The following is a 21,196-nucleotide window of genomic DNA, read 5'->3' on the forward strand; positions in this document are numbered from 1 at the left end:
CTGATACCATCTAGGCTAGTGAAACCCTCTAACTAGTGATTCTACCACGAGATACCAACCATCAACCAAAACAAACAACAGTAATTTAAATGGCAGTGAAATCATCACTGGCGACAGCATGAACATTCCCATGGACATGAGAATACTTGAAACAGCCATATCAATAATCAAAAAAGGAATAAAAATTAAAAAACCTATACTAAACGCTGTTCGTAGTTCACTAATTAGAAAGGCTGGAATCACCACAGTTAACGGCAACGCCTGTGCATCTTTAACTTGATCTTTACCTGAATTTTTCAAAAATAGTTCCAAATCTTTTTCCCTAGTCTCCTTTAACATAAAAGTTTTCATCGGTTTCTCCGCAAGACCAATAGCTTGAGATTGACTGATTTCATCCTTCATTAAAGGTTGGATGGCCACATTATTAATCTCTGTGTATACAGGTTGCATAATAAAGAAAGTCAAAAACAAGGCGATGCCAATCAATACCTGATTAGGTGGTGTTTGCTGAGTTCCAAGTGAACTTCGGACAAATGACAAGACCATAATAATTCGGGTAAAAGACGTCGTTAAGATTAGCAAAGTCGGAATCAGAGTTAAGACTGTCATTAAGACAAACATCTTAATCGTATCTGGGCTACCGTTATTACCAGCTAACTTAGTGACTGTCTGCGTAATTTCATCTACATCTACCGCCAGAACCTGCTGACTCCAACCAAAGGACCCCACCAGCAAAAAAAGTACTCTTAAGATTAGCTTCGCCATTTTTTCCTCTTTCCTGGTCCTTTCACTAAAGCCAACAGCCGATGGCCAATTTGTTGATATTGGCTAACTTTTTCAGATTGACGTGCCACTTCCTCTGCCTGTCTTACCTGAATGTCTCGGGCCTCTACTTCACTCAACTCTCTAATAATCTCATTTTTATCTTGTGTAAAACTCATCAAGTAGTAACTGCCGCAGATACAGACAATACTAAGAGACGAGTCTTTATTTATCGGCATTTTTTCAATAATCTTAATTATTCTCCCATTTTTTGTTACATAACGATTTAAATACTTCAAGACGTAATTCGCTAGTAAAATAATGGCAAAGAGAAAGAAAATACTTTTTAATAAATAAATAAAACCACTCATTTCGTCGTCACCCCTTGACTGTCAGGCCCTAACTCGCATAATTGAGTAAGCCTTTACTGGACAGAGCGGAAGCGAATTCGTTGCTTTGCTCCATCTTACTGTATGACCAGATTCGTAATAAAGACTTCACGAACTAATGCAGAGCCATAATCTTTATTAACCTGCTCTTTAATTTCCTGTTTCAAATTGTCAACCCCATTTTTTTCATGTAAAATACTTTCTGCTTCTTTTTGACGCAAGGTATTGATAATGCTGTCGCGAATTAAATCTTTACTAGTTGCAATGACTTCGGCATTTTTTTCACTGGATACCATCAGTGATAACTGGACCTTAATATAAGGCATCTCATTATTTTTACTTTTGGCTAAGTTGACTAAAAATTCATCTAAAGGAACTGATACTTCATGCTCACTAAACTTTTGATCCACTTCTTCTGGCACTTCTTTTCCCTGGACTTTGCTCGAGAAGTAGTTACCGATAAAGGTTCCCGCGGCACCACCGCCAACAGCAATAATCAGGATCACTATTACCAGTAAAATCGTTTTATTGGCTTTTTTAGTTTTTCCCTGCTCATCGACTTTTTCATCCATTTACCTACACCTCACCTTTCAGTTACTCTTGTCTTCTCCCTGATTCTCTTTAGCGATTAACTCTTTCGGCTCTTTCGTGTGCACAGCTTGTTGGAATTGTAAGACTAAATCTGCCACTAACTCTGGACTTTCACGCACCATTAACGTTTTGCCATCGACTAAGGTAATCACCGTATCAGGAGATGCTTCCATTCGGTAAATCAGAGCGCTATTTAAGAAAAAAAACTGCTGGTTCATTGTTGTTAATTGAATCATCTCAACCGCTCCCTTTTTCAACTTTTTTACTTAATTATCGTTTTAAGTTAATTAATTCTTGTAACATTTCATCTGACGTAGAAATACTTCTTGAGTTTGCTTGGTAAGCACGACTGGCGATAATCATCTCAGTAAATTCATTTGCCAAATCTACATTAGAACCTTCCAAAGACCCTTGCACTAATTTACCTGATCCTTCTGTACCAGCAGTAACAATCATTGGTTCACCTGAATTAGCTGTTTGGGTATAATTATTGCCACCCATTTTTTCCAAACCATCTGCATTGGAAAAAGTTGCTACTGAAATCTGGCCAATAACATAAGAATTATCATCGCTGTATTTCCCAGTCACAAGTCCAGTCGAATCTATGCTGTAATTAACTAAATCAAGTTCTTTACCGTTAACAGTCATTTTATTCTTGATTTCAATGGGACCAATTTGATCGGTACCAGTTAAATCAGTTTTTGGATCAAAGTCTTTGTTATTCTCTAAGGGGTTCCCACCCACTGTTCCACGGCCCATAACTTTATAACCATCGGCATTGGTTAACGTTCCGTTATTATCTAGAACAAAACCGCCATCACGAGTGTAATACTTCGTCTGGTCATCACCACCTTTTTGTAAAATAAAGAAGCCACTGCCATCTAAAGCAAAATCCAAGGCACGTCCCGTTGGTTGCGGTGTACCATTTTCCATCATCGTATCAATTGAACCAACTTTAACCCCAAGACCAACTTGACGAGCATTAACCCCACCCATACCATTAGCCGTTGGTCCTTGAGCGTTCGCCGTTGTTTGACTCATTAAATCCTGAAACCGAACCCTCCCAGCCTTAAACCCAACCGTATTAACGTTGGCAATATTATTTGATACAACATCCATCTTTGTTTGCAGGCTTTTCATCCCACTAACTCCTGAATAAAGTGACTTAAGCATTTTTTTCCTCCCATTTTGCCTTTTCTAGTGATGGCTTGTTCTGCTTCCGTCATTCCACAGAAACACAGCCTCTTGTCAGTCCAGCTGTTAATCGCTCCCACCATTTAAAAGGTACTATCTTTTTAATTTTTGTCTCTAAATAAATTTAACACTGTCAATATTGGTTATTTCTTTTAGTTCCACATGATCAATCGCTGTCACTATGGTTCGCTGAGGCAAGCTAGTAATAAACCCTGTTTCCTTATACATAATCAAACAATCACGACTGCCTTTTGATATCATTTCAGTGACGGCTTGAGACAACGCCTTTTTATCGTTTTCATCTAAGTGAATATCTCGCTCAAGCATACGTTTTTGTGCATGCTGAGAGATTTTAACACCATCATTACCCAACTTTCCTTGTAACAATTGATCAAAATCACCCATTGCTTTTGATTGGATTGAAGGAAGGTTATGTTGTCCAACTGGATAAATCTGATATCCCATGAACTATGCTCCTAATTCTAAAATATTGCTCATCAAGTAATCTTTGCCATTAACTTCAATTGTGGCAAAACCTGTTGCAAATTTCACTTTGTCAATTTTCCCAGAAACCGTCTTGTCTCCATCCATGACTTTCACTTCCTTGCCAATCATACTGATGGCTTGTTGTTGCTGAGTCATCATCATCGTGTACTCCACATTGGAACTTAGTGTTTGAATTTGCTCCAATGTGGTAAATTGTACCAATTGAGAAATATAATCAGTGCCACCGTTACTGCCGCCACTTTCGCCTCCCAATGAAGGGTTGCTCATTGACGCCGCCAGAATTTTAAGAAAATCATTCATGTTAATCCCGCTGGAATTTTGACTTTTCGCACTTTGAGCTGATGTACTACTTCTCCCCATGGGCATTTGCGAACTTACTTCTGTCATCTGCTGTCTCCTGTCTGATTTAAACTTAAACTAAAATATCAACTCGATCTGCTACTTCCGCCACTACTTCGACTTGCTTTTGAGCCTGGTAATGACCACTTTGTCGGAGTGACTTACTCCGTTGCTGATGAGCATGTTGTTGGTGGTCAAACTGGCCATTAAAATCAAATGATCCTTGGTTTGTCGTTTGCAAAGAAACGTCAACCTTACTGACTGAAATCTGTTGCTTGACTAAGTTTTGCTCCAATAAGGGCAAACTTTTTTCAACTAATTCTTTAATTGCCTCGTTCCCCACTATAAATTTAGCTGAGATTTTACCTTCTTCAAACTTAACTAAAATTTCTAACTGCCCCAAGCTTTCAGGTTGTAACGTCAGTTTCATAACCTCTTGACCTGTTTTACCGGCTTGACTTAGCAACTCCGTAATAGGTACCAAATTATGCTGCTGAAAGGTTTTTGTATCTGAATTAGCAACTGTTGCGCCTGATACCTGAGGTTGTCCCCGCTCTTTAACAATTGGTACTTGTTGCTGTATGATTACCCCAGGCCCAGACCCAACTTTTACGATTGGGTTATCTGCCACATCGCCAGGCTTTTCATTTTCTAGGCTAATTTCTTTGTGCTCTGCCTCCCTCTCTGGCAACAAGCCACTCTCATTTTCTGGACTTTTTACCAAAGGGTTAGCAGGCACAGCAGACTGAGAGACATCCCCTTGTTCAAGCTCATTGTTGACCTTATTTATAAGAACATCTTTCTTTACTGGAGCATCGTCCTCTTCCATCAACACAATCACAGGTTTTAAGCTCTCAGCCATTTCAGCATTTTTGGTTGGTACGATCTCCCTGCTTTCCTCAGTGGTGAGATTGGTAACGGGTTCTTTTGGCCCCATCTCCTTTACCAATTGCGTTGTCTCAACAAACCCAACTTGACTATGGTTTATTATCTTATCCTCTGGTACCCTTTCGTTTATTAGTAACTGACTATCTTGCACCTTGCCAGCTGTGGTGACGTGTTTAGTATCCAAGCCAAGCGATACTGCTAACTCACTAGCGGGCAGTGCTCCTTTTGCTCCAGTTGCTGAGGTCATTTCAGTGACTGAAGGATCACTATCGATCTCATGTGAAATGGCTTCTGTATGTAGTAATAAAGCAAGATCAATCCTTAATGCCATGTCCTCGTTTGTTTCACTCTCCACTTTCTCTGAATTAGGCAATTGAGAGACTTCCGTTTCAGATTTCACTGACTCACTTTCAGTTGGTTCTTCCATAACTAGAGTGACTTCCTGGTCAGTAACCATTGAGAGAGACGTTTCTGTCTGCCCCTTCATAGCTGACTTTAGAGATTCAGCAAATTGGTGTTGATCGATCTGGACATTTCCAGTTTCTACAGGTTCTATAACTGGATCAATTCCTTGAATTTCCATTTTTCACCACCTTTCAATGAGTTAGATTAGCTAACGGATGATCGAAAACGCAAGGTTCCCATTTCATCAAGATCTTTTTGTTCCCGGTGTTTTTCTTCATTGAGATAAGCTTCATATTGACGCTCTTTAAGTTTCTCCATGATTTTTCGATCTTTTTGAGCGCCTATAAAGACTTGCAGTTCCGCCTCAGTCTCATGATTGACTTTTTCAAGTGTCTTTTCCTGTAAGACAATTTGCTCATCCAAATAATTCTTATACAAATGCTGTTGTCTCAAGGTATTAACATTCGTAAAGTTTGTTGTTGACACTTTCAAATCTCGACTAGCTGTGACAATGTCTGCTAAGATTGATTCCTGCTCTATTTGTTCCATCCGTTTTTGTAAAAAGTTTTTCTTGGCAAATTCTTCTTGAGATTCTCGCCAATTTAATACTTTTGCCATGCTAAATTGATACTTCCCCACTAGTTCTCCTCATTTCCTGACCGTTACCAGTTATTTTCAAAAAGTTGTTCCAAGCAAGTGACTGTTTCACAAAAGGTCGTTGGTTCATCAACCTTTTGTCGTAAAAACCCTTTAATCCCCTGATGTAAGTCTAAAGAACGATCAATATTTGGATTACTACCTAATTTATAGGCACCGATGTCAATCAAATCCTTTGCTTCTGAGTATATGGCCATATTTTCTTTCAATTCGCCAGCGTGATGATGGTGACCATCGTCTACAATTCCTTTCATTAAGCGGCTCAGACTCTGCTGAATATCTATGGCTGGATAATGATTTTCAGAGGCCATTTTCCGGGATAAAATGATGTGGCCATCAAGAATCCCGCGAACAGCATCTGCAATTGGTTCATTCATGTCATCTCCTTCAACTAGTACCGTGTAAAAAGCTGTAATAGACCCTTTTTGAGACATCCCGCTCCGCTCCAGTAATTTAGGCAGCATCGTAAATACCGATGGCGTATATCCTTTGGTTGTCGGCGGTTCACCTGTAGCTAAGCCTATTTCACGTTGAGCCATGGCAAAGCGTGTCACAGAGTCCATCATCAAGATAACTTTTTTTCCCTGATCCCGAAAATACTCAGCAATAGCCGTTGCCACAAAGGCCCCTTTCAATCGAACTAAGGGAGGTTGATCAGAGGTGGCACAAACGATCACTGATTTTTTATAACCTTCTACTCCTAAGTCATTTTCAATGAATTCGGTAACTTCGCGACCACGTTCACCAATCAAGCCAATTACAATGACGTCTGCCTCACAGTAACGAGCCAACATGCCTAATAGTGTACTTTTCCCCACACCACTACCCGCAAAGATTCCCATTCGTTGACCTTCCCCAACTGTTAGAACACCATCAATCGCCCTGACACCAGTGCTCATCACCGTTTCGATTTTCCGACGAGTAAAAGGATCCGGTGAGGTTCGGTTGACATCGTAAAACTCCCCCTCAACAGGTTCATCAGAGGTCAGAACTCGGCCTAATCCATCCAACGTTTGACCCAGTAATTTTTCACTGATTTCAATTTTTAAGGATCGGCCTGTTGGTTTGACCAAGCAACCTGGACCAATTCCATCTAGCTCATCTAGGGGCATTAGTAAGACAGTTTTATCAATAAATCCTACGACTTCTGTCAGAACAATTTTATTGGTTTTAGCAATTTCAATTTCACATACTTCGCCAATAAAAACACTTAGTCCTTCCACTTTAATAATTAAGCCAACTACTTGTGTCACCTTACCAAATTTTTGATGATAGAATCGCTTCGCCAATTTTTCCTGATACTCAGCAAAAGGTAGCTCTATTCCCATTTTCCCACCTCCTTAAAAATCACGAATCATGGCTTCAAGTTGTTGTTGAATCGCCAGATCAAGTACTTCATAATCAGTCTCAATTACACAACCATCCAGAGGCAAACTTTCATCCACTAAAACGGCGTATTTCATCACTGGCTGTTCTTTTCGCAATTCTTCCATTTTTTGTTGAACAACCTCATGTCGATTTTTCCCAACAAAAATCGTAATGAAATTATCCATTTTATTGATTTGATTTAGCAGTGGTCCTAGCAAAAGAAACAATTCTTCAGAAGACTGGGCTATTTCCTGATGGATAATATTTTCAGCCATTGATACTGCCAATTGCAGCAATTCGGCTTGTTTTTCTTTTTGATACTCATAAATAGCTGTTTCGGCCTTTTTAAAAAGACTGACTGCTTGTTCTTTCAGTTCAGCAACCGACTCTAATCCTGCCTGATGACCTAATTCATAACCAGTTTGATAGCCGTCTTCTTGACCAATTTGGAGGCCTTCCTCCCGAGCCAGTACTTTTAACGCTTCACCATCGGTACGCGCCTGTTCTAATACACGCCCTTTGAGTTCTTTTAATTCGCTTAAAAAAGACTGTTTTTCTTGTTCTAACTCCTCTGCAAATTGCTCTCGTCGGCTGTTCTCTTCTTTAGCTAACAACTCAACTTGTTGAGCTTGCTGTTGAAAAAAATCGTGCTCCAACTGTTTCATTTCAGACGTTGAAGGAATCGCACTCACCTGCGATTGTGACCGGGGTTGGTAATTGGTCACAATCCTTTTGTTCTCTGTTAACTGATCGATTTCGGCCCCTTTGTATAGACTACGAGATAACCGCATCCTGATCCCCTCTTCCGATATAGATTTCACCTTCTTCATCTAATCGACGAATGACTGCTACAATCGCTTGCTGAGCTTCTTCAACAGCAGATAAACGAGCAGGTCCTAAGAACTGTAAATCTTCTTTTAGCATTTCAACAGAGCGAGAACTTTGGTTGCTGTAAATAAATTCCTTGATGCCTTCGGAGGCTCCTTTAAGAGCTAAGACTAAGACATCGTGTTGAACATCACGTAACACTTTTTGGACATCCGATTTTTCAAGACCGACAATATCTTCAAAAGTAAATAGATTGGCTTTGATTTCTTCTGATAATTCTGGTTGGCGTTTTTCCAAATCACTAATGATATTTTTCTCAGTACTACGGCCAACGGAATTAAGAATTTCCACCAATGTATTAACACCACCCACATTTTCTGTATCATTTTCAACAAAATTAGAAAATTTATTCTCAATCACTTTTTCAATTTTCTCAATAATAATAGGAGAGGTACTGGAAATAGTACCTATTTTTTCAGCGATTTCCGCTTGCCGATTATCAGGAAATTGAGCGAGAATCTGAGCGGCTTTGTCCGGTTGCATGTAGCACAAAATCAATGCCACCGTTTGAGGATGCTCCCCTAATAAGAGATTGGTCAGTTGTTGAGTATCAGCTTTCCTGGCAATATTAAATGGACGTTCCCGCAATTGAATCTGATTAAGAACCCCGATTACTTCCTTCGCTTTTTGTGCACCTAACGCTTTATTCAACAAGTCAATGGCGTAGTCAATCCCGCCATCGATTACATGTTTACGAGCCGTCGACATCTGGACAAATTCATTGATGACGACTTCTCGATCGTCAGGATGAACATAGTCAATGTTTGCAATTTCATAACTGACTTTTTGAATGTATTTCTCTGGTAATAATTTCATGATTTGAGCAGCAGTTTCTGAGCCAAGTGAAATCAATAAAAGTGCTGCTTTTCTAACGCCATCTACATTTTCCATTGATTCACCTACTTATCTTTCATCCAAACTTTGATTAATTCAGCTGCCAAATCTGGATTATCTTTTGCGTATTTCTTCGCTTGTTGTTCTTTTTCATTAACTATTTTAGTTAAGCGCTGTTCTTCTATATCCGCTTCCTCATCCGCACGCAACTGACGATTTTCAATTTCTTTCACGACTTGTTCGATCCCTTCGTTTTCGACAACTTCCTTTTGAAGGAGTGACTCCGTGCGATTGGCGGTATCAGTCATAAATTGTTCGACATCGACTCGATCCTCTTCTTCTTCCGTTGCCCGACGACGTTTTCTAAATAAACGAAAAACCACCATGGAAGTAATTAATAGACCAGCAACTAATGCTAACCAAATCAGATTGTCTTTTAATGATTGGAAAATCGAACGGCTAATTTTATCAGTCGTCGTCATTTCTGCCGGTACAGGTTCGCCAGCAAACTTCATTCCTTGAATCGTAATTGAGTCTCCTCGCTCTTGTTCAAAGCCAATTGCCGAACGAACTAAAGCTTCCAGTTGAGTGCTTTCAACCGGTGTCAAATTTTCATTGATTAATACCGACGCGCTGACTTTTTTGACAACTCCCGGTGCATTTAAGACCTTAGTTGTCTCAGTATCCAACTCATTATTCACACTACGATTAAAGCTCTTACTATTCTGATCCGCATTATTTCCAACAACATTCGTCACGTTATCATTAACATTGCCGCCTTGAATTTGTTCCTGATTGATGGTTCCCCCAGTTGCTTGAACGTTCTCACTGCGAATCTTAGGATCTGCATATGTAACAGTCGTTTTTTCAATAGAGTCAAAGTCCAAATCAACATTCACCATCAATTTAACTTTCCCTGGTTCGAAGACAGTTTCTAGTAAACCAGTCGTTTTCTCTTCCAAGTTACGCTCAAATTCTTGCTTAAGCACTTGATACTTACTTGCTAGATCAGTCGCATTAATACCATTTTCCTGATCTAAAAAAGCAGATAAAACCGTTCCCTGTTCATCAACAATTTTGATGTTTTTTACGGGTAAATTTTCAACAGCTCCAGATGTTAAAGACGCAATCCCTTGAATCGTTGATTCTGAAGGAGCCTGACCTGAATTTAATCCTAGAACGATGGAAGCACTGGCTTCTTTCATTTTATTTTCAAAAATACTCTTATCTGGAATGACCAACATCACCTTGGCTTTTTTCACTGTTTCTAAGGCCTCAATCGCCCGTTGTAATTCACCAGTAACCGCTCGCTGGTACATTATTTTTCGATCTTCATCTGTTGCCATCATATTTTTCTCGTCAAATATTTCAAAGCCAGTCGATTTATTTGGTAGCTTATTATCGACAGCTAAATCGATTCTAAATTTATCTAGGTGCATTTCGTCTATTAAGACTTTTGTGCCATTATTCTCAAGTTTGTACTTAATAGCTTTCTCGTCTAAATCTTGAACTATCACCCCTGACTCCGCTTCTGTAAGGTCAGAAAAAAGAACAACATAATTTGTCTTTTTGGCCATATATGTTGTCAATAAAATGACGATGATAACACTGAGAGTCACCAATATCAGCCCGCTTTTTTTGACAGTATTTAGGTTTTTCCAACCACTGACTGCTCGTTCTTGAAACTCTCGTAGCTTATCTATCATTTCCACCTAACTCCTCTGACTGCTTTAAAATTGCATATTTTTAACGTCATTGTACGCTTCAACTACTTTATTTCTCACTTGAACGGCACTTTGCATCGTCAATTGAGCTTCCGTCATATCAATCATCATCGTGTGAAGATTATCTAAGTCTCCAGTAATTAAATCAGTCGTGTTACCATTGGACTTTGCCATAGCTGTATCAAGCTTATCTAACGTATTTGTAAAAATCGTCTCAAAAGATTCCTTGTTTCCAACTAATTCTGATGAAGTTGGTGCCGATTCGGCACTAACAACTGATTTTAATTGACTTTGATAGTCTGTTAACATTTGGGCATAATTTGTTGCGATATCCATATTTTTCCCCTTTTCCCATTAGTCTTTCGTTATCTCTAATGCTTTTTTCATTAAATTTTTACTGCTTTCAAATGCCGAAACATTTGCCTCATATGTCCGTACAGTGTTCATCATTTCAATCATCTCATCACTTAAATTAACATTGGACAGTTCCACATAGCCATCTTCATTTGCATCAGGATGGCCAGGACTATAGGATAAGTTTGTGGTCCTTTGATCTTGTTCCAAACCTGTAACTTTCACACCGAAACTCTTTCTCCCTTCGGCACTAGCCAACTGATCCCGACTGGCTTTCATACTTTCTTCAAACATCACCGTTTTTTTTCGATAAGGGCCGCCTTCAGCCGTCCGTGTTGTATTAACGTTGGCAATATTTGTCGAAATAGTGTCGAGCTTTAAGCGCTCAAGTGCTAGTCCACTAGCATTTATATTGAATGAATCAAAAACTGACATTTGCTTGCCTCCTTATGATTTAGTGGTTAATTACATAATTAAGTAATGAGAATTCCCCGTTCATTTGACGCGTCAATGCACTGTAATAAAGTTCATTAACTGATTTTTCAGACATTTCAAGGTCTATATCCACGTTGTTGCCATTTTCTTTAACTGAGGTATCTGTTCTTTTTTGAACAGTAGGTTCAATAGTGTCTAACGCCCCTCCTGCTACCGTTATATGTTTCTCATTTGTTCGAGCTAATTGTAACTCACTTGCAGAGATAGCATCTTTTAACTTGTCTTCAAAGACTACCCGCTCTACTTTGTAACCTCCTGTGTTGATATTCGCAATATTATTTGAAATCGTTCGTTGCCGCAAGCTGGCCGTGTCCATCGCTTTTTGTAGTAAAATCAAATTATCTTGAGTCATATCTTACTCCTCCTTTCTCGTGAATTCGAACACAAAATAAAACGCATCCACTATGCGTTAACTCTTAGGAATTACTTTAATTATTTTCTCATTTTACTACTGTTTTACATTAAGTTATCAAGACAAAATAACCGACTTTAAAAAATAACAAAAATTCCCTAACTAACTTAAATTAAACACAGAGTGGATTATAGCTCAATAAATAGCCTTTTGTTTCTTCAAGAATTGCTTATCGATACGCAACAACCCCGAAATAAAAAGAGGTATCGTTGACATCATCAACTTTTTTTCTCAAAAACAGGATTGCTTTTTTTCTCATCAAATTCTAATCTAAAAAAGCTTAAACTCACGACAAAACTTACCGATAAATAAAATAGGTGATGGATTTTTTGTCTGAATACAAACATCCAAAGAATTGTTAAATAATACACAGAAATTAGGGGAAGCAAAAATGGATTTGTTTTTATTTTTAGGTGTCATAATGGGATTTGTCTCAGTTATCGTCGGAATGATTGTTAAAGGAGCAGACGCCATGGTCTTACTTAACCCTGCAGCTGCGATCATTATTGGTGCTGGCACATTAGCTGCACTGATGAATTCCTTTCCAGCCAGAGACATTAAGCGATTACCGAAAGTCTTTGGAGTCTTATTAAAAAATAAAAAAAATACTGAAACAGTCGAATTAGTCAACACCATTATGGGATTGGCTCAAAAAGCAAGACAAGAAGGAATCTTGTCTCTAGAGTCGACTGTCGATAACTTAGAACAACCTTTTTTAAAAAACGGCATGGAAATGGTTGTCGACGGGGTCAGTGCAGAACAAATTCAAGAAATTCTTGAAAATGAGATTGCCTCACTGGAAGAGCGACATCGTGTTGGTGCCTCTATGTTTAAAACAGCTGGCTCATCTGCTCCCACTTTAGGAGTGCTGGGAGCAGTTATTGGTTTAATCGGTGCCTTAGGTAACCTCAACGATATCGATGCTTTAGGTCATATGATTTCGGCTGCCTTTGTCGCAACTCTGTATGGGATTTTCTTTGGTTATGTGCTATTTATTCCATTCGGCACAAGATTAACTCGTAAATCAGAGGATGAAGTCAAAAATATGCTGATTACACTTGAAGGCGTTATGGCCATTCAAGCTGGCCATAATCCCAACACCATTGAACGTAAATTATTGGGAATGCTTGATCCGGCGGAGCGAACAGAAAAGAAAAAATAAGGACTGACGCAAATGAAACGAAAACATAAACATGAGGAGCATGTCGACGAAGGATGGCTTTTGCCATATGCTGACATGTTAACCTTGCTTTTGGCTCTCTTTATCGTGATGTTTGCCATGGCCAAAGTCGATGACACTCGCTTAGACGCTTTAAGTGATCAATTCAATATTATTTTATCTGGTGAACACAGTGGCGGAAATGGTGGTATTTTACCTGATCATCCAAAACAAAGTTCTGATGAAGGCCAAACGGCAACCCAAGTCGATGAAGAGAAAATGGTTTCCGCTGGTGAGACTATCAAAAAGGATCTGACAGAAGCCGGACATGCAGAAGACATCGATGTCTCTTTAGAAAAAGATGGCTTGCGAATTGCCATTAAAAGCGGATTGCTCTTTTCATCTGGTAGTGCTGAAATTCCAGCTGATATCGAATCCTTAGTTGGTAAAATATCTAGCTCTCTTAAAACATTGGACAACGATTTAATCATTGCAGGCTATACGGACAATGTTCCTAATCAAACCGAAACCTACGCCTCTAATTGGGAGCTAAGCGCTGCTAGAGCGATTAAAGTCATGGACTTCCTCGTAAAAAATAATGCCGTTAAAGAAGAGCATGTGTCGATTCAAGCCTATGGTGAATTCAAACCAAAAGTGCCTAATAACAACGCGGAAAATCGTGCAAAAAATCGTCGAGTTGAAATTTTTGTAGTCCGGAAAAATAAGTAACGTTCAGATTTACGGCAAAAAAAGAAAGAAAGTGACTGGTTCTTGTCACTTTCTTTTTTGTTATATAATAATAGTTATATAATAGAAGAAACAGGTTTAATCAGGATCTAATCTATGTGGGTAGGTCAGTAAAAGATGATCACGCTCATTAATACTAACGAGCATCTTTTTTTTATCACCATCGTTTTTCAACAAAATGATAATTTACTGTAAATAATACCTCACTTTATGACTAGTATCTTTTGAATATCATTTTAATTATTCAGTCTATATAACTATTGACTCCTATTTCAAATAATCACAGCATCTTAACAGTAAAGCTGTTTGACTATTTCCTTCCCATCTTAGTAAATCAGAGGCCTTATTTAATTCCTTTGACATTTTTAAATTTCATGTTTTGTGAACAGAAGAGCACATTCTTTTATCTGTCATCCAATCTCACATGGCAAAAAAAAGAGCATCGTTTTCACGATACTCTTTCATAATACAGCTTATTCGGCTGAGTTTTCGTCTGCCAAACCGTATTTCATATACAATGTGATTTTGAAATATCGCTGACCGTCAAAAGCCTTATATAATAGAAGAAACACGATTCAAACTATCGCTAAATATCATCAAATTTCATACTTAGACAGTCACGGAGACAGTCACGAGAAAGCAACGGCCAACGCTTTAATATAGATCAGCACCTACTTGTTACTAGTAGGTGTTTTTTAGTTCGCAATTACTTCAATTAAATATACTTTTCGATTGCTTTTATCTCTTCATCTTCATACAATTTATACATATCAATTAAATTATTTGATAATTTCAACAATTCAGATACTCTTTCTTTGGCCCCCATGCTCTCCTTATCAATTAAAAATACCCCACAACTGACAAACGCACTACTTAATTCTTTATATTTCGGATTATTAATATTTAACAGCATATTAATTGATTCTTTTGACTCATGATTTTTTCCTAAAGATTCAATTGCTTCTGAAGAAATAAAATCATCATAAATAATTATGTACTCTTTCAATTTTTTTAAGTCATTAATTCTAAATTCAATCATCACATCAAATTTTTTCAGTTTTTTTATTTGCGAGCGTTGATAAAACAGTTGAAATATCTGAAAAGAAAAAACCACAAATGACATAATGGCGGCCACACTTGACCACATGAAAATACCATCTTTATCATAGAATATTGACCAATCCATTCTCGATCACTCCTCACATCAATTATACCAGAAAGTGACTCAGTATCATGGCATCGAAATAACAGTTCTAATAATTAAGCGACTGGTAATCTTTTATTTTATACTTCTTCGCTATTCACGACTTAAAAATTAGGATCTGATATAAAATATTTTTTTACTGCATCATACGTTCTTATTATTACTGGTAAACCAGAAAACCCTAAATCATTTATTGCGTCTTCTCTAAGATATTTAGCGTATCTTTGTTTATCCAGATAATCATGTATTAGGGACAAATTATTTAGGATATCTTTTTTATTTAAAATATCACTTAAAAATACAAAAGAATATTTGATACTGTCATTACCTTTATCTAAATCAATGGAAATATATCTATCTGCTTCAAATCCATTTCCTGTCCATTGTAATAATAATAGTGTTGGTGTTGCAGGATTTTCCACAGAATAATTATTCATAATCTCCGTTAAACTACAATTATACATCTTTCTATCAAAAGAATACAAGCCATGATCTAAATCAATAAAATTTGATGTAACTTTTTTTTGATTATTCAGTTTACGGTACCCAGGAATATAAAAATTAATATCTTCACCCGAAATTTTGTCCAACATGTCTATGTAACCCATAATGTAATCTCTTGTGTCTTGTTGTTCAATATCTGCTAATAAAATCCCCACTACTCTATCTCTGTCACCTTCTTTTTGGCGCACAACTTCTTCAAATCCACCTAGTTTTTTAATTGGAAACAAAATATTCCCTCCTTATTCTTAACAAACTATATACACAATATTAGACGATCTCAACTAAATCACATTCTGAATCTTTACTAATCATCAATCATGTAACTAATATATGAAGTCTCGCTACTCAAAGAATCTTTCAAATTTTTTTCAAAGTCTAATTTTGAATAATCCGTTAGAAAGCCATATAACTCTTGCGTATCTAATAGTTTTTTAGCTTTATCAAGAAATTCACTTTCAGATATTCGTTTATAAAATAAATCAGTATTTAATTCTAAAAACTTTTCTTTGTTCACCCACTCAAATGATTGATACTTACCAACACTAATATAAAACAACTTATCATTTGGTTTTCCAGACATACGAACATATACAAACATTGGCATAGATGTCTCTTCAATGAGTTTTAACAACTCATCATGCTCAATTTCTATCATAATCATTCTCCTCACTATCTAAAACATACCGCCCATCACGACTTTTATTTATATTGATGTTTTAGAATAAATGTATCCAAACCTACTTTGGAATATAATTTAATACCTTTTATCTTTATTGGTTTAAGCCCTAACTCTTCCCAGTTCTCAATTGTTCCAACACTAGCACCACAGTATAATGACGCTTCACTGGGTCGAAAATACTCTTGTTTAACCTCTTGATTGGTTAAAATGTTCAATGATTCCTTTACCATAGCTAAAATTTGAGCAGCAATCTTACTTTCCATCTGTTCGCTAAAAATGTTGTTAGTCACAGTTCCCACCACTCATCATGGATATAATTGAGAAACTCAGGATTTTGGAAGTGCCATTCATTTCCAATTTTCTTAATGAGTTTCCTTTCTCTTAATTGATTTCCAGTAACACCTTTACAGAATGTATCTCTTACCCATTTGGTTGATTTGCCGTCTAGTTCAATCGCAATTCGATCAATCTTGAACCAAGGTTTTAACAAAAATGCTTTTGTTTCAATCAAGTCAAATTTTTCATTAACTTTCATCTCTACTAATTTTTCTAATTCACTTTCTAAACTCACTTAAACACTTCCCTCGCTGACCGCTAATTTTAGTGTTTTTTATAATTCTTTTAATATTTTGAAAGTTGATTCATTGAATAGGACAGCGCAATTTTGCGCTTACCTAATTTTAGTGTTTTTTGTCCCTTTCTCTAGATTCTATCCACCTTACACTACTAATTATACAGCATTGATACATTTAGTCCATAACGTAATAAAAACCTGTCATATCGCTCTAGATGAGCAACTATGACAGGTCTAGTTAGTTTATACTACTGTAAATTCCCCCTCCTGTTTATTTCACCTTCAAAAACAAAATCAGCCGACAACTCACGAGTAGATTTATCTCGTGTATTGACATTTACAATCATATTCTTTTCTAAAATTCCAAAAAGTATTTTTTCCAGTTTATCCATTTTCTTCAAAATTCCTGAATTGTCAGTCTTAACATTGACAGTCGATTCAGTTGCCTTATTAAGCCAATCCATCGTTTTAATAACTTTAGCATTCTTAGGTACTCCAACACCTTTTTCATAATGCGGAATAAGACTTTTAGATTGTGCTGCTGTATAAACTTTCGTCCCTCTTTCGAGTGGTAAAGTTACATTGCGACCCTCAACTGTAAATAATTGACCATTTGGACGCTCTACTAGTTCTTTGTATAATGGTCCACGTTGGTCATTAATTGTCGCTAAACCGCCGCTATGGAAGTTTGTACCAGTAGCATACGTTGCCACAGCATAACCTGGTGGAGCGTTTCGATAATCAACATCAATATATACGGTTTTACCTTGTACTGCATTAATGGCATTCTGTGCTTCAATCGCTCCATAGGTATCTGCAAGAATTTCTAATGTTTTAAGATCTACATTCATACGATTATAGTCGGTTAAGGTGCTACTTGCATTTTCCAACTTATTCATATAGTCCCTGTTTTCCATTACCAGTGTTTTTAAATCCTCAGGTAATGCATTAAACTGCTCTAACGCCGTCCTTGCATCTATAGCATTCATTTTTTGCTCACCATCAATAATTAATCGTTTAAGTTCTGGATTTGTTTCATTAAAAGATTTCAATGAATCTTTAGACTCATTCAATTTAACTAAGAAATCGTAATTATTTGCACCTAGCTCTTTAATGGTTGGTGATAATTGTTCCCACAGACCTAAATCACTGATAGCTTGCGCAACTACTTCTGGTGTATCTGAGTATAAAATAGCTTTTTGTTGTTCAAAATTAAGATTCTCCCATATCCCTTTGGCCTGTAGTGCTTGCATGACTGTATTAGTAGCATTAGACTCAACTAACGCCTGTTGATCAGTATATGTCATAGTGTTCCAAATCCCATTTGATATAGCTGCTTCAGCAATCATCAACTTTGTATTAGATGATAAGTCAGCATTTTTACTTGCCCAAACTAATTCATTCCAACCTTTTTCTGATGATGCGGCTTTAGTTACCTCTTCTTGAGCATTGGTCTTAACCTCTCCTGTTTTAGGATCAAGAACTAACCCATTCCATATCTCTCCAAATTGATTAGCGTGGTCGGCAACTAAATCTATTTTCTTAGCATTTTCCTCTGCTGTTTTTGAAGCAGTAGTAGAGAAATCAGTAAAGGATTCCATTATACTTTTATTGTTTGCCACTGCATCTTGACCAGCAGTCCCCATTGAACTAATCAATTGACCATTTGCAAGCCAAACTTCATCTACTAATTCAGGATATTTTCCAAGTATTAAAGACATTTGATCCTCAGTTATTCGTGTAGCACTTTCAGAACTTTTTTCCAGCAAGCCTAACATTTCTTTGGCATAAGAACTATTTAAGTCGTATCCAGCATCAACTAAACTCGTTTTTAAGTCTTCTGTCATTTTCCCATATTCTAACTTTGAATTTTGACGTTGTTGACCTAGCGATTGAAGCCATGATTTTGCTTGTTCACTAGTTGCTTCATCCACATTACCAGTCATAGCAGATAAGATTTCTTTTGTTTCTTTCTCGCTTTTTCCAAGTGACTGAACGTATGCTGTAGCAGTTTCTTCCGCTAAAGCTTTAATAATTACAGACTCTTCATACGTTTCTTGTCGATGATTGTTAGATGCATTAGTTCTGATTTGAGAAATCTTCTCATTATTTTCTTGTACCATTTTAAGATATTTTTCTTGGTTTGCTATCTCTTCGTTAGTCCTTTTTTCTCCAGCAGCTTGGACATCATCAGGTAAAGTAACAAGCATCTCTTTTAGGGCTGATATTTTTGAAGTCAAATTATCTTCAATATTTTTACCCATCTTCTCAAAATTGTCATTAATTACTGGAGTATTTTCAGATATGCCCTGTTCTAGTAATGTAAACTGACCACCAGCATCTTGTAAATTATCTCTAATGGTCACTAATGTTCGATCAGTTACACCGCCAACATCAGTTCCCCAACGTTCGACTCGTTGAGACGAATTCCAAGCCTCTTCACCAAACAATTTCCAAGCACCATAACCAGCAACCAACACACCCGTAGTACCTACTATTGCTAGTGCCACGGGGCCTAATGCGCCTAACGCACCAGTTAATCCAGCAACTCCACTTGTACCAGCTGCAGTTGATGCCGCACTACCAAAACCGGCAGTTGCAGTTGCTCCAGCAGTGGCTGCACTATTCCATTTTAGAATATCAGCAGATCCCGTTAGTAATTGAGCTGTAAAATCAGCAACAGTTTTCTTCTTAGCCATAACGCCTAAAAATCCAATTGTTTTTGTGGTCATGCCACCTATTCCAGAAGCAATTCGACCTGTAATACTTAATACAGGACCAGCTGCAGCAGTATAAGCAATTAGCTTCATGACCATCTTTTGAGTTTTAGGATCAGCATCAGCAAAACTTTTTGCTAATTTAGATATTGATTCAAGCATTGGTTTCGCTACTTTAATCCCTTCACGGAATGCATCAACAAAAGGGCCACCCAAATCAATTGCCACATCCCTCACTTCGCTTTTTAACATCTCTAGTTGAGATTCCATTGTCCCGTATCTTTTTTCTGCTTCCTCACTCAGCGCTGTATTTTCCTTGAACGCTTTATTTGAAGTAGCTATTGCATCACTAAATAGTTCACTTGCCCCTCCTGCTCTGAGTAAAGCATCGCGCAATCGAACTTCTGATATCCCCATATCATCCAACATCTCAATTGCGGTTGATCCTTTTTCTTCAGCATGAGATAGCCCCTCAATAAATTTTCCTATTGCACCCACAGCATCTTTCTCAAAGGCCTGTGCAAACTCATCACCGGTCATACCAGCAACATATGCAAAATCTTCAAGTGATTGTTTATTATCTTCAGCATTTTTGTAAAGTTCTTTCAACCCATCATTTCCAAGACCTAAAGCATTAGACATTTCTTTTAATTCTTTACCACCATTATTAAACGCAGTACTAACATTCTCCCAAGCAATGCCGTTTCTTTCAGCTACTTGCTGTAATCCATTAAATGCATCAACACCTTTTGAAGAAGCTAACTGCATGTTAATCATTAACTTGGAGATACTTGACCCACCAGACTCAGCTTCAATACCTACTGAACTTAAGGCAGCACTTAACCCAACAATATCGGCTTCTGACATTCCTACAATACTACCGGCACCGGCCAATCTCATTGCCATAGCAGTAATCTCAGATTCAGTTGTTGCAAAATTATTGCCTAAATCGACAATTGAACTTCCTAAATTTTCAAATTCTGTTTGTGGTAGCCCTGTAATATTAGCCAGTCGAGCCAAAGCTGTGGCAGCTTCTTCTGAAGACATGCTGGTTGACTCACCTAGGTCAATCATTGTTTTTGTAAAACTAGTCACATTCTTTGTCTCAATACCCAATTGACCTGCTGCCTCGGCAACAGCTGCTATTTCTTCATGAGTAGCTGGTAACACTTTGGTTAACCCTCTTAAACTGGCTTCTAAATCATCATAACTGTATACAACCTTACCATTACTATCTACAACCTCGTCTACTGTCTTCTTAACACCTGTAAAAGCTGACTCCCAATCAATAGCCGCTTTAGTCACTAAACCCACACCAGCGACAATTGGCAATGTGACACCCTTAGTCATTTTGTCACCAACAGTAGTCATTTGACCACCGACAGTTTCAAGCCCTTTACCAAACGTCATTAAACCGCCAGTAACACCTTCGTTTTCAATTTTCCACTTAGCCATCTCACCAGCAGTATTTGCTAATTGTGTGTTGTACTGGGCTAATTGTCCGTTTGCTTGCTGTAACTGTGTGGCAAGCTTGGCAGTCTGTTCGGTTGGTTTACCATCGACTAATGAACCTTCATAAGACTTTCTTAGCTGTTCAAGTTTCTGTTGTTGAGCGCCAATAATATTGGTCAATCCATCAAATTTAACGCCTAACTTACCATACTTATCACCAGCTAAATCAGCAATTCGCATATTCGCTTGCATTTCCTTAGAAAAATAACTAACTCGTTTCTTAGCTCCGTCTACACCTTTACCAAAAGCTGTGTCATCGAGACCAAGTTCAATCATCATTCTACCTAACGGTG

The 21,196-nt window shown here is 37.6% G+C and carries 24 protein-coding genes; 2 read left to right on the top strand and 22 right to left on the bottom strand.

Features of this window, described 5'->3' with window-relative positions:
• Positions 1–15: 15 nt before the first annotated feature.
• The 16 genes from fliP to flgB form a co-directional block, all read right to left on the bottom strand.
• Positions 16–765, bottom strand: a complete 750-nt coding sequence (fliP, locus tag RWN13_RS05370) for a flagellar type III secretion system pore protein FliP (RefSeq protein WP_314061244.1) — start codon at positions 763–765, stop codon at positions 16–18.
• Positions 753–1,133 carry a flagellar biosynthesis protein FliZ gene (locus RWN13_RS05375; RefSeq protein WP_314061247.1) on the bottom strand — a complete coding sequence of 127 codons (381 nt, stop codon included), beginning with the start codon at positions 1,131–1,133 and terminating at the stop codon, positions 753–755. Before RWN13_RS05375 ends, fliP begins: the two co-directional genes overlap by 13 nt.
• Positions 1,134–1,228: 95 nt before the next feature.
• The gene (gene fliL, locus RWN13_RS05380) at positions 1,229–1,723 is read right to left on the bottom strand and encodes a flagellar basal body-associated FliL family protein (protein WP_314061249.1); all 495 of its coding nucleotides are present in this window, start codon (positions 1,721–1,723) and stop codon (positions 1,229–1,231) included.
• Between the two features lie 18 nt (positions 1,724–1,741).
• Complete coding sequence (locus RWN13_RS05385; RefSeq protein WP_314061251.1) at positions 1,742–1,978, bottom strand: flagellar FlbD family protein; 237 nt, start codon at positions 1,976–1,978, stop codon at positions 1,742–1,744.
• A 34-nt stretch (positions 1,979–2,012) separates the two neighbouring features.
• Positions 2,013–2,915, bottom strand: a complete 903-nt coding sequence (locus RWN13_RS05390) for a flagellar hook-basal body complex protein (RefSeq protein WP_314061254.1) — start codon at positions 2,913–2,915, stop codon at positions 2,013–2,015.
• Positions 2,916–3,050: 135 nt separating this feature from the next.
• Positions 3,051–3,401, bottom strand: a complete 351-nt coding sequence (locus tag RWN13_RS05395; RefSeq protein ID WP_314061256.1) for a flagellar protein — start codon at positions 3,399–3,401, stop codon at positions 3,051–3,053.
• Between the two features lie 3 nt (positions 3,402–3,404).
• Positions 3,405–3,830 (bottom strand): flagellar basal body rod modification protein, encoded by a 426-nt coding sequence (locus RWN13_RS05400; protein ID WP_314061257.1) that lies wholly within the window; start codon positions 3,828–3,830, stop codon positions 3,405–3,407.
• A 25-nt stretch (positions 3,831–3,855) separates the two neighbouring features.
• Positions 3,856–5,253 carry a flagellar hook-length control protein FliK gene (locus tag RWN13_RS05405; protein ID WP_314061260.1) on the bottom strand — a complete coding sequence of 466 codons (1,398 nt, stop codon included), beginning with the start codon at positions 5,251–5,253 and terminating at the stop codon, positions 3,856–3,858.
• A 26-nt stretch (positions 5,254–5,279) separates the two neighbouring features.
• A complete protein-coding gene (gene fliJ, locus RWN13_RS05410; RefSeq protein WP_314061262.1) occupies positions 5,280–5,714 on the bottom strand; it encodes a flagellar export protein FliJ in 435 nt (144 codons plus the stop codon).
• Between the two features lie 23 nt (positions 5,715–5,737).
• Entirely contained in the window at positions 5,738–7,060 is a 1,323-nt protein-coding gene (gene fliI, locus RWN13_RS05415; protein WP_314061264.1) for a flagellar protein export ATPase FliI, read from the bottom strand.
• Between the two features lie 12 nt (positions 7,061–7,072).
• Positions 7,073–7,891 (bottom strand): FliH/SctL family protein, encoded by an 819-nt coding sequence (locus tag RWN13_RS05420; protein WP_314061266.1) that lies wholly within the window; start codon positions 7,889–7,891, stop codon positions 7,073–7,075.
• Positions 7,875–8,879 (bottom strand): flagellar motor switch protein FliG, encoded by a 1,005-nt coding sequence (gene fliG, locus RWN13_RS05425; protein WP_314061270.1) that lies wholly within the window; start codon positions 8,877–8,879, stop codon positions 7,875–7,877. The genes RWN13_RS05420 and fliG overlap by 17 nt, the downstream gene beginning before the upstream one ends.
• 8 nt (positions 8,880–8,887) lie before the next feature.
• Positions 8,888–10,528 (bottom strand): flagellar basal-body MS-ring/collar protein FliF, encoded by a 1,641-nt coding sequence (fliF, locus tag RWN13_RS05430; RefSeq protein WP_314061273.1) that lies wholly within the window; start codon positions 10,526–10,528, stop codon positions 8,888–8,890.
• 24 nt (positions 10,529–10,552) lie between these two features.
• Positions 10,553–10,882, bottom strand: a complete 330-nt coding sequence (gene fliE, locus RWN13_RS05435) for a flagellar hook-basal body complex protein FliE (RefSeq protein ID WP_314061276.1) — start codon at positions 10,880–10,882, stop codon at positions 10,553–10,555.
• Between the two features lie 18 nt (positions 10,883–10,900).
• Entirely contained in the window at positions 10,901–11,335 is a 435-nt protein-coding gene (gene flgC, locus RWN13_RS05440) for a flagellar basal body rod protein FlgC (RefSeq protein ID WP_314061277.1), read from the bottom strand.
• A gap of 19 nt (positions 11,336–11,354) precedes the next feature.
• A complete protein-coding gene (gene flgB / locus RWN13_RS05445; protein WP_314061280.1) occupies positions 11,355–11,747 on the bottom strand; it encodes a flagellar basal body rod protein FlgB in 393 nt (130 codons plus the stop codon).
• 451 nt (positions 11,748–12,198) lie between these two features.
• On the opposite strand from flgB, the gene motA reads away from it, so the two are divergent.
• Together motA and RWN13_RS05455 are read left to right on the top strand one after the other, a co-directional pair.
• Positions 12,199–12,969: a flagellar motor stator protein MotA gene (gene motA / locus RWN13_RS05450; protein ID WP_314061281.1), complete on the top strand. Its 771-nt coding sequence runs from the start codon at positions 12,199–12,201 to the stop codon at positions 12,967–12,969.
• Positions 12,970–12,981: 12 nt separating this feature from the next.
• The gene (locus tag RWN13_RS05455) at positions 12,982–13,695 is read left to right on the top strand and encodes a flagellar motor protein MotB (protein WP_314061283.1); all 714 of its coding nucleotides are present in this window, start codon (positions 12,982–12,984) and stop codon (positions 13,693–13,695) included.
• Between the two features lie 733 nt (positions 13,696–14,428).
• Here the strand turns inward: RWN13_RS05455 and RWN13_RS05460 are convergent.
• From RWN13_RS05460 to RWN13_RS05485, 6 genes are all read right to left on the bottom strand, one after another.
• Positions 14,429–14,899, bottom strand: a complete 471-nt coding sequence (locus tag RWN13_RS05460) for a hypothetical protein (RefSeq protein WP_314061284.1) — start codon at positions 14,897–14,899, stop codon at positions 14,429–14,431.
• Positions 14,900–15,021: 122 nt separating this feature from the next.
• Positions 15,022–15,648 (bottom strand): hypothetical protein, encoded by a 627-nt coding sequence (locus tag RWN13_RS05465; RefSeq protein WP_314061285.1) that lies wholly within the window; start codon positions 15,646–15,648, stop codon positions 15,022–15,024.
• Between the two features lie 77 nt (positions 15,649–15,725).
• Positions 15,726–16,076 (bottom strand): hypothetical protein, encoded by a 351-nt coding sequence (locus RWN13_RS05470; RefSeq protein ID WP_314061287.1) that lies wholly within the window; start codon positions 16,074–16,076, stop codon positions 15,726–15,728.
• 44 nt (positions 16,077–16,120) lie between these two features.
• On the bottom strand, positions 16,121–16,390 hold the full coding sequence (locus tag RWN13_RS05475; protein ID WP_314061288.1) for a hypothetical protein: 270 nt from the start codon (positions 16,388–16,390) through the stop codon (positions 16,121–16,123).
• Positions 16,387–16,671 (bottom strand): hypothetical protein, encoded by a 285-nt coding sequence (locus RWN13_RS05480; RefSeq protein ID WP_314061289.1) that lies wholly within the window; start codon positions 16,669–16,671, stop codon positions 16,387–16,389. Before RWN13_RS05480 ends, RWN13_RS05475 begins: the two co-directional genes overlap by 4 nt.
• Positions 16,672–16,922: 251 nt before the next feature.
• Positions 16,923–21,182 carry a phage tail tape measure protein gene (locus RWN13_RS05485; RefSeq protein WP_314061292.1) on the bottom strand — a complete coding sequence of 1,420 codons (4,260 nt, stop codon included), beginning with the start codon at positions 21,180–21,182 and terminating at the stop codon, positions 16,923–16,925.
• Positions 21,183–21,196: the final 14 nt, after the last annotated feature.

The sequence above is a fragment of the uncultured Vagococcus sp. genome (assembly GCF_963518325.1).
GTDB lineage: Bacteria > Bacillota > Bacilli > Lactobacillales > Vagococcaceae > Vagococcus_D.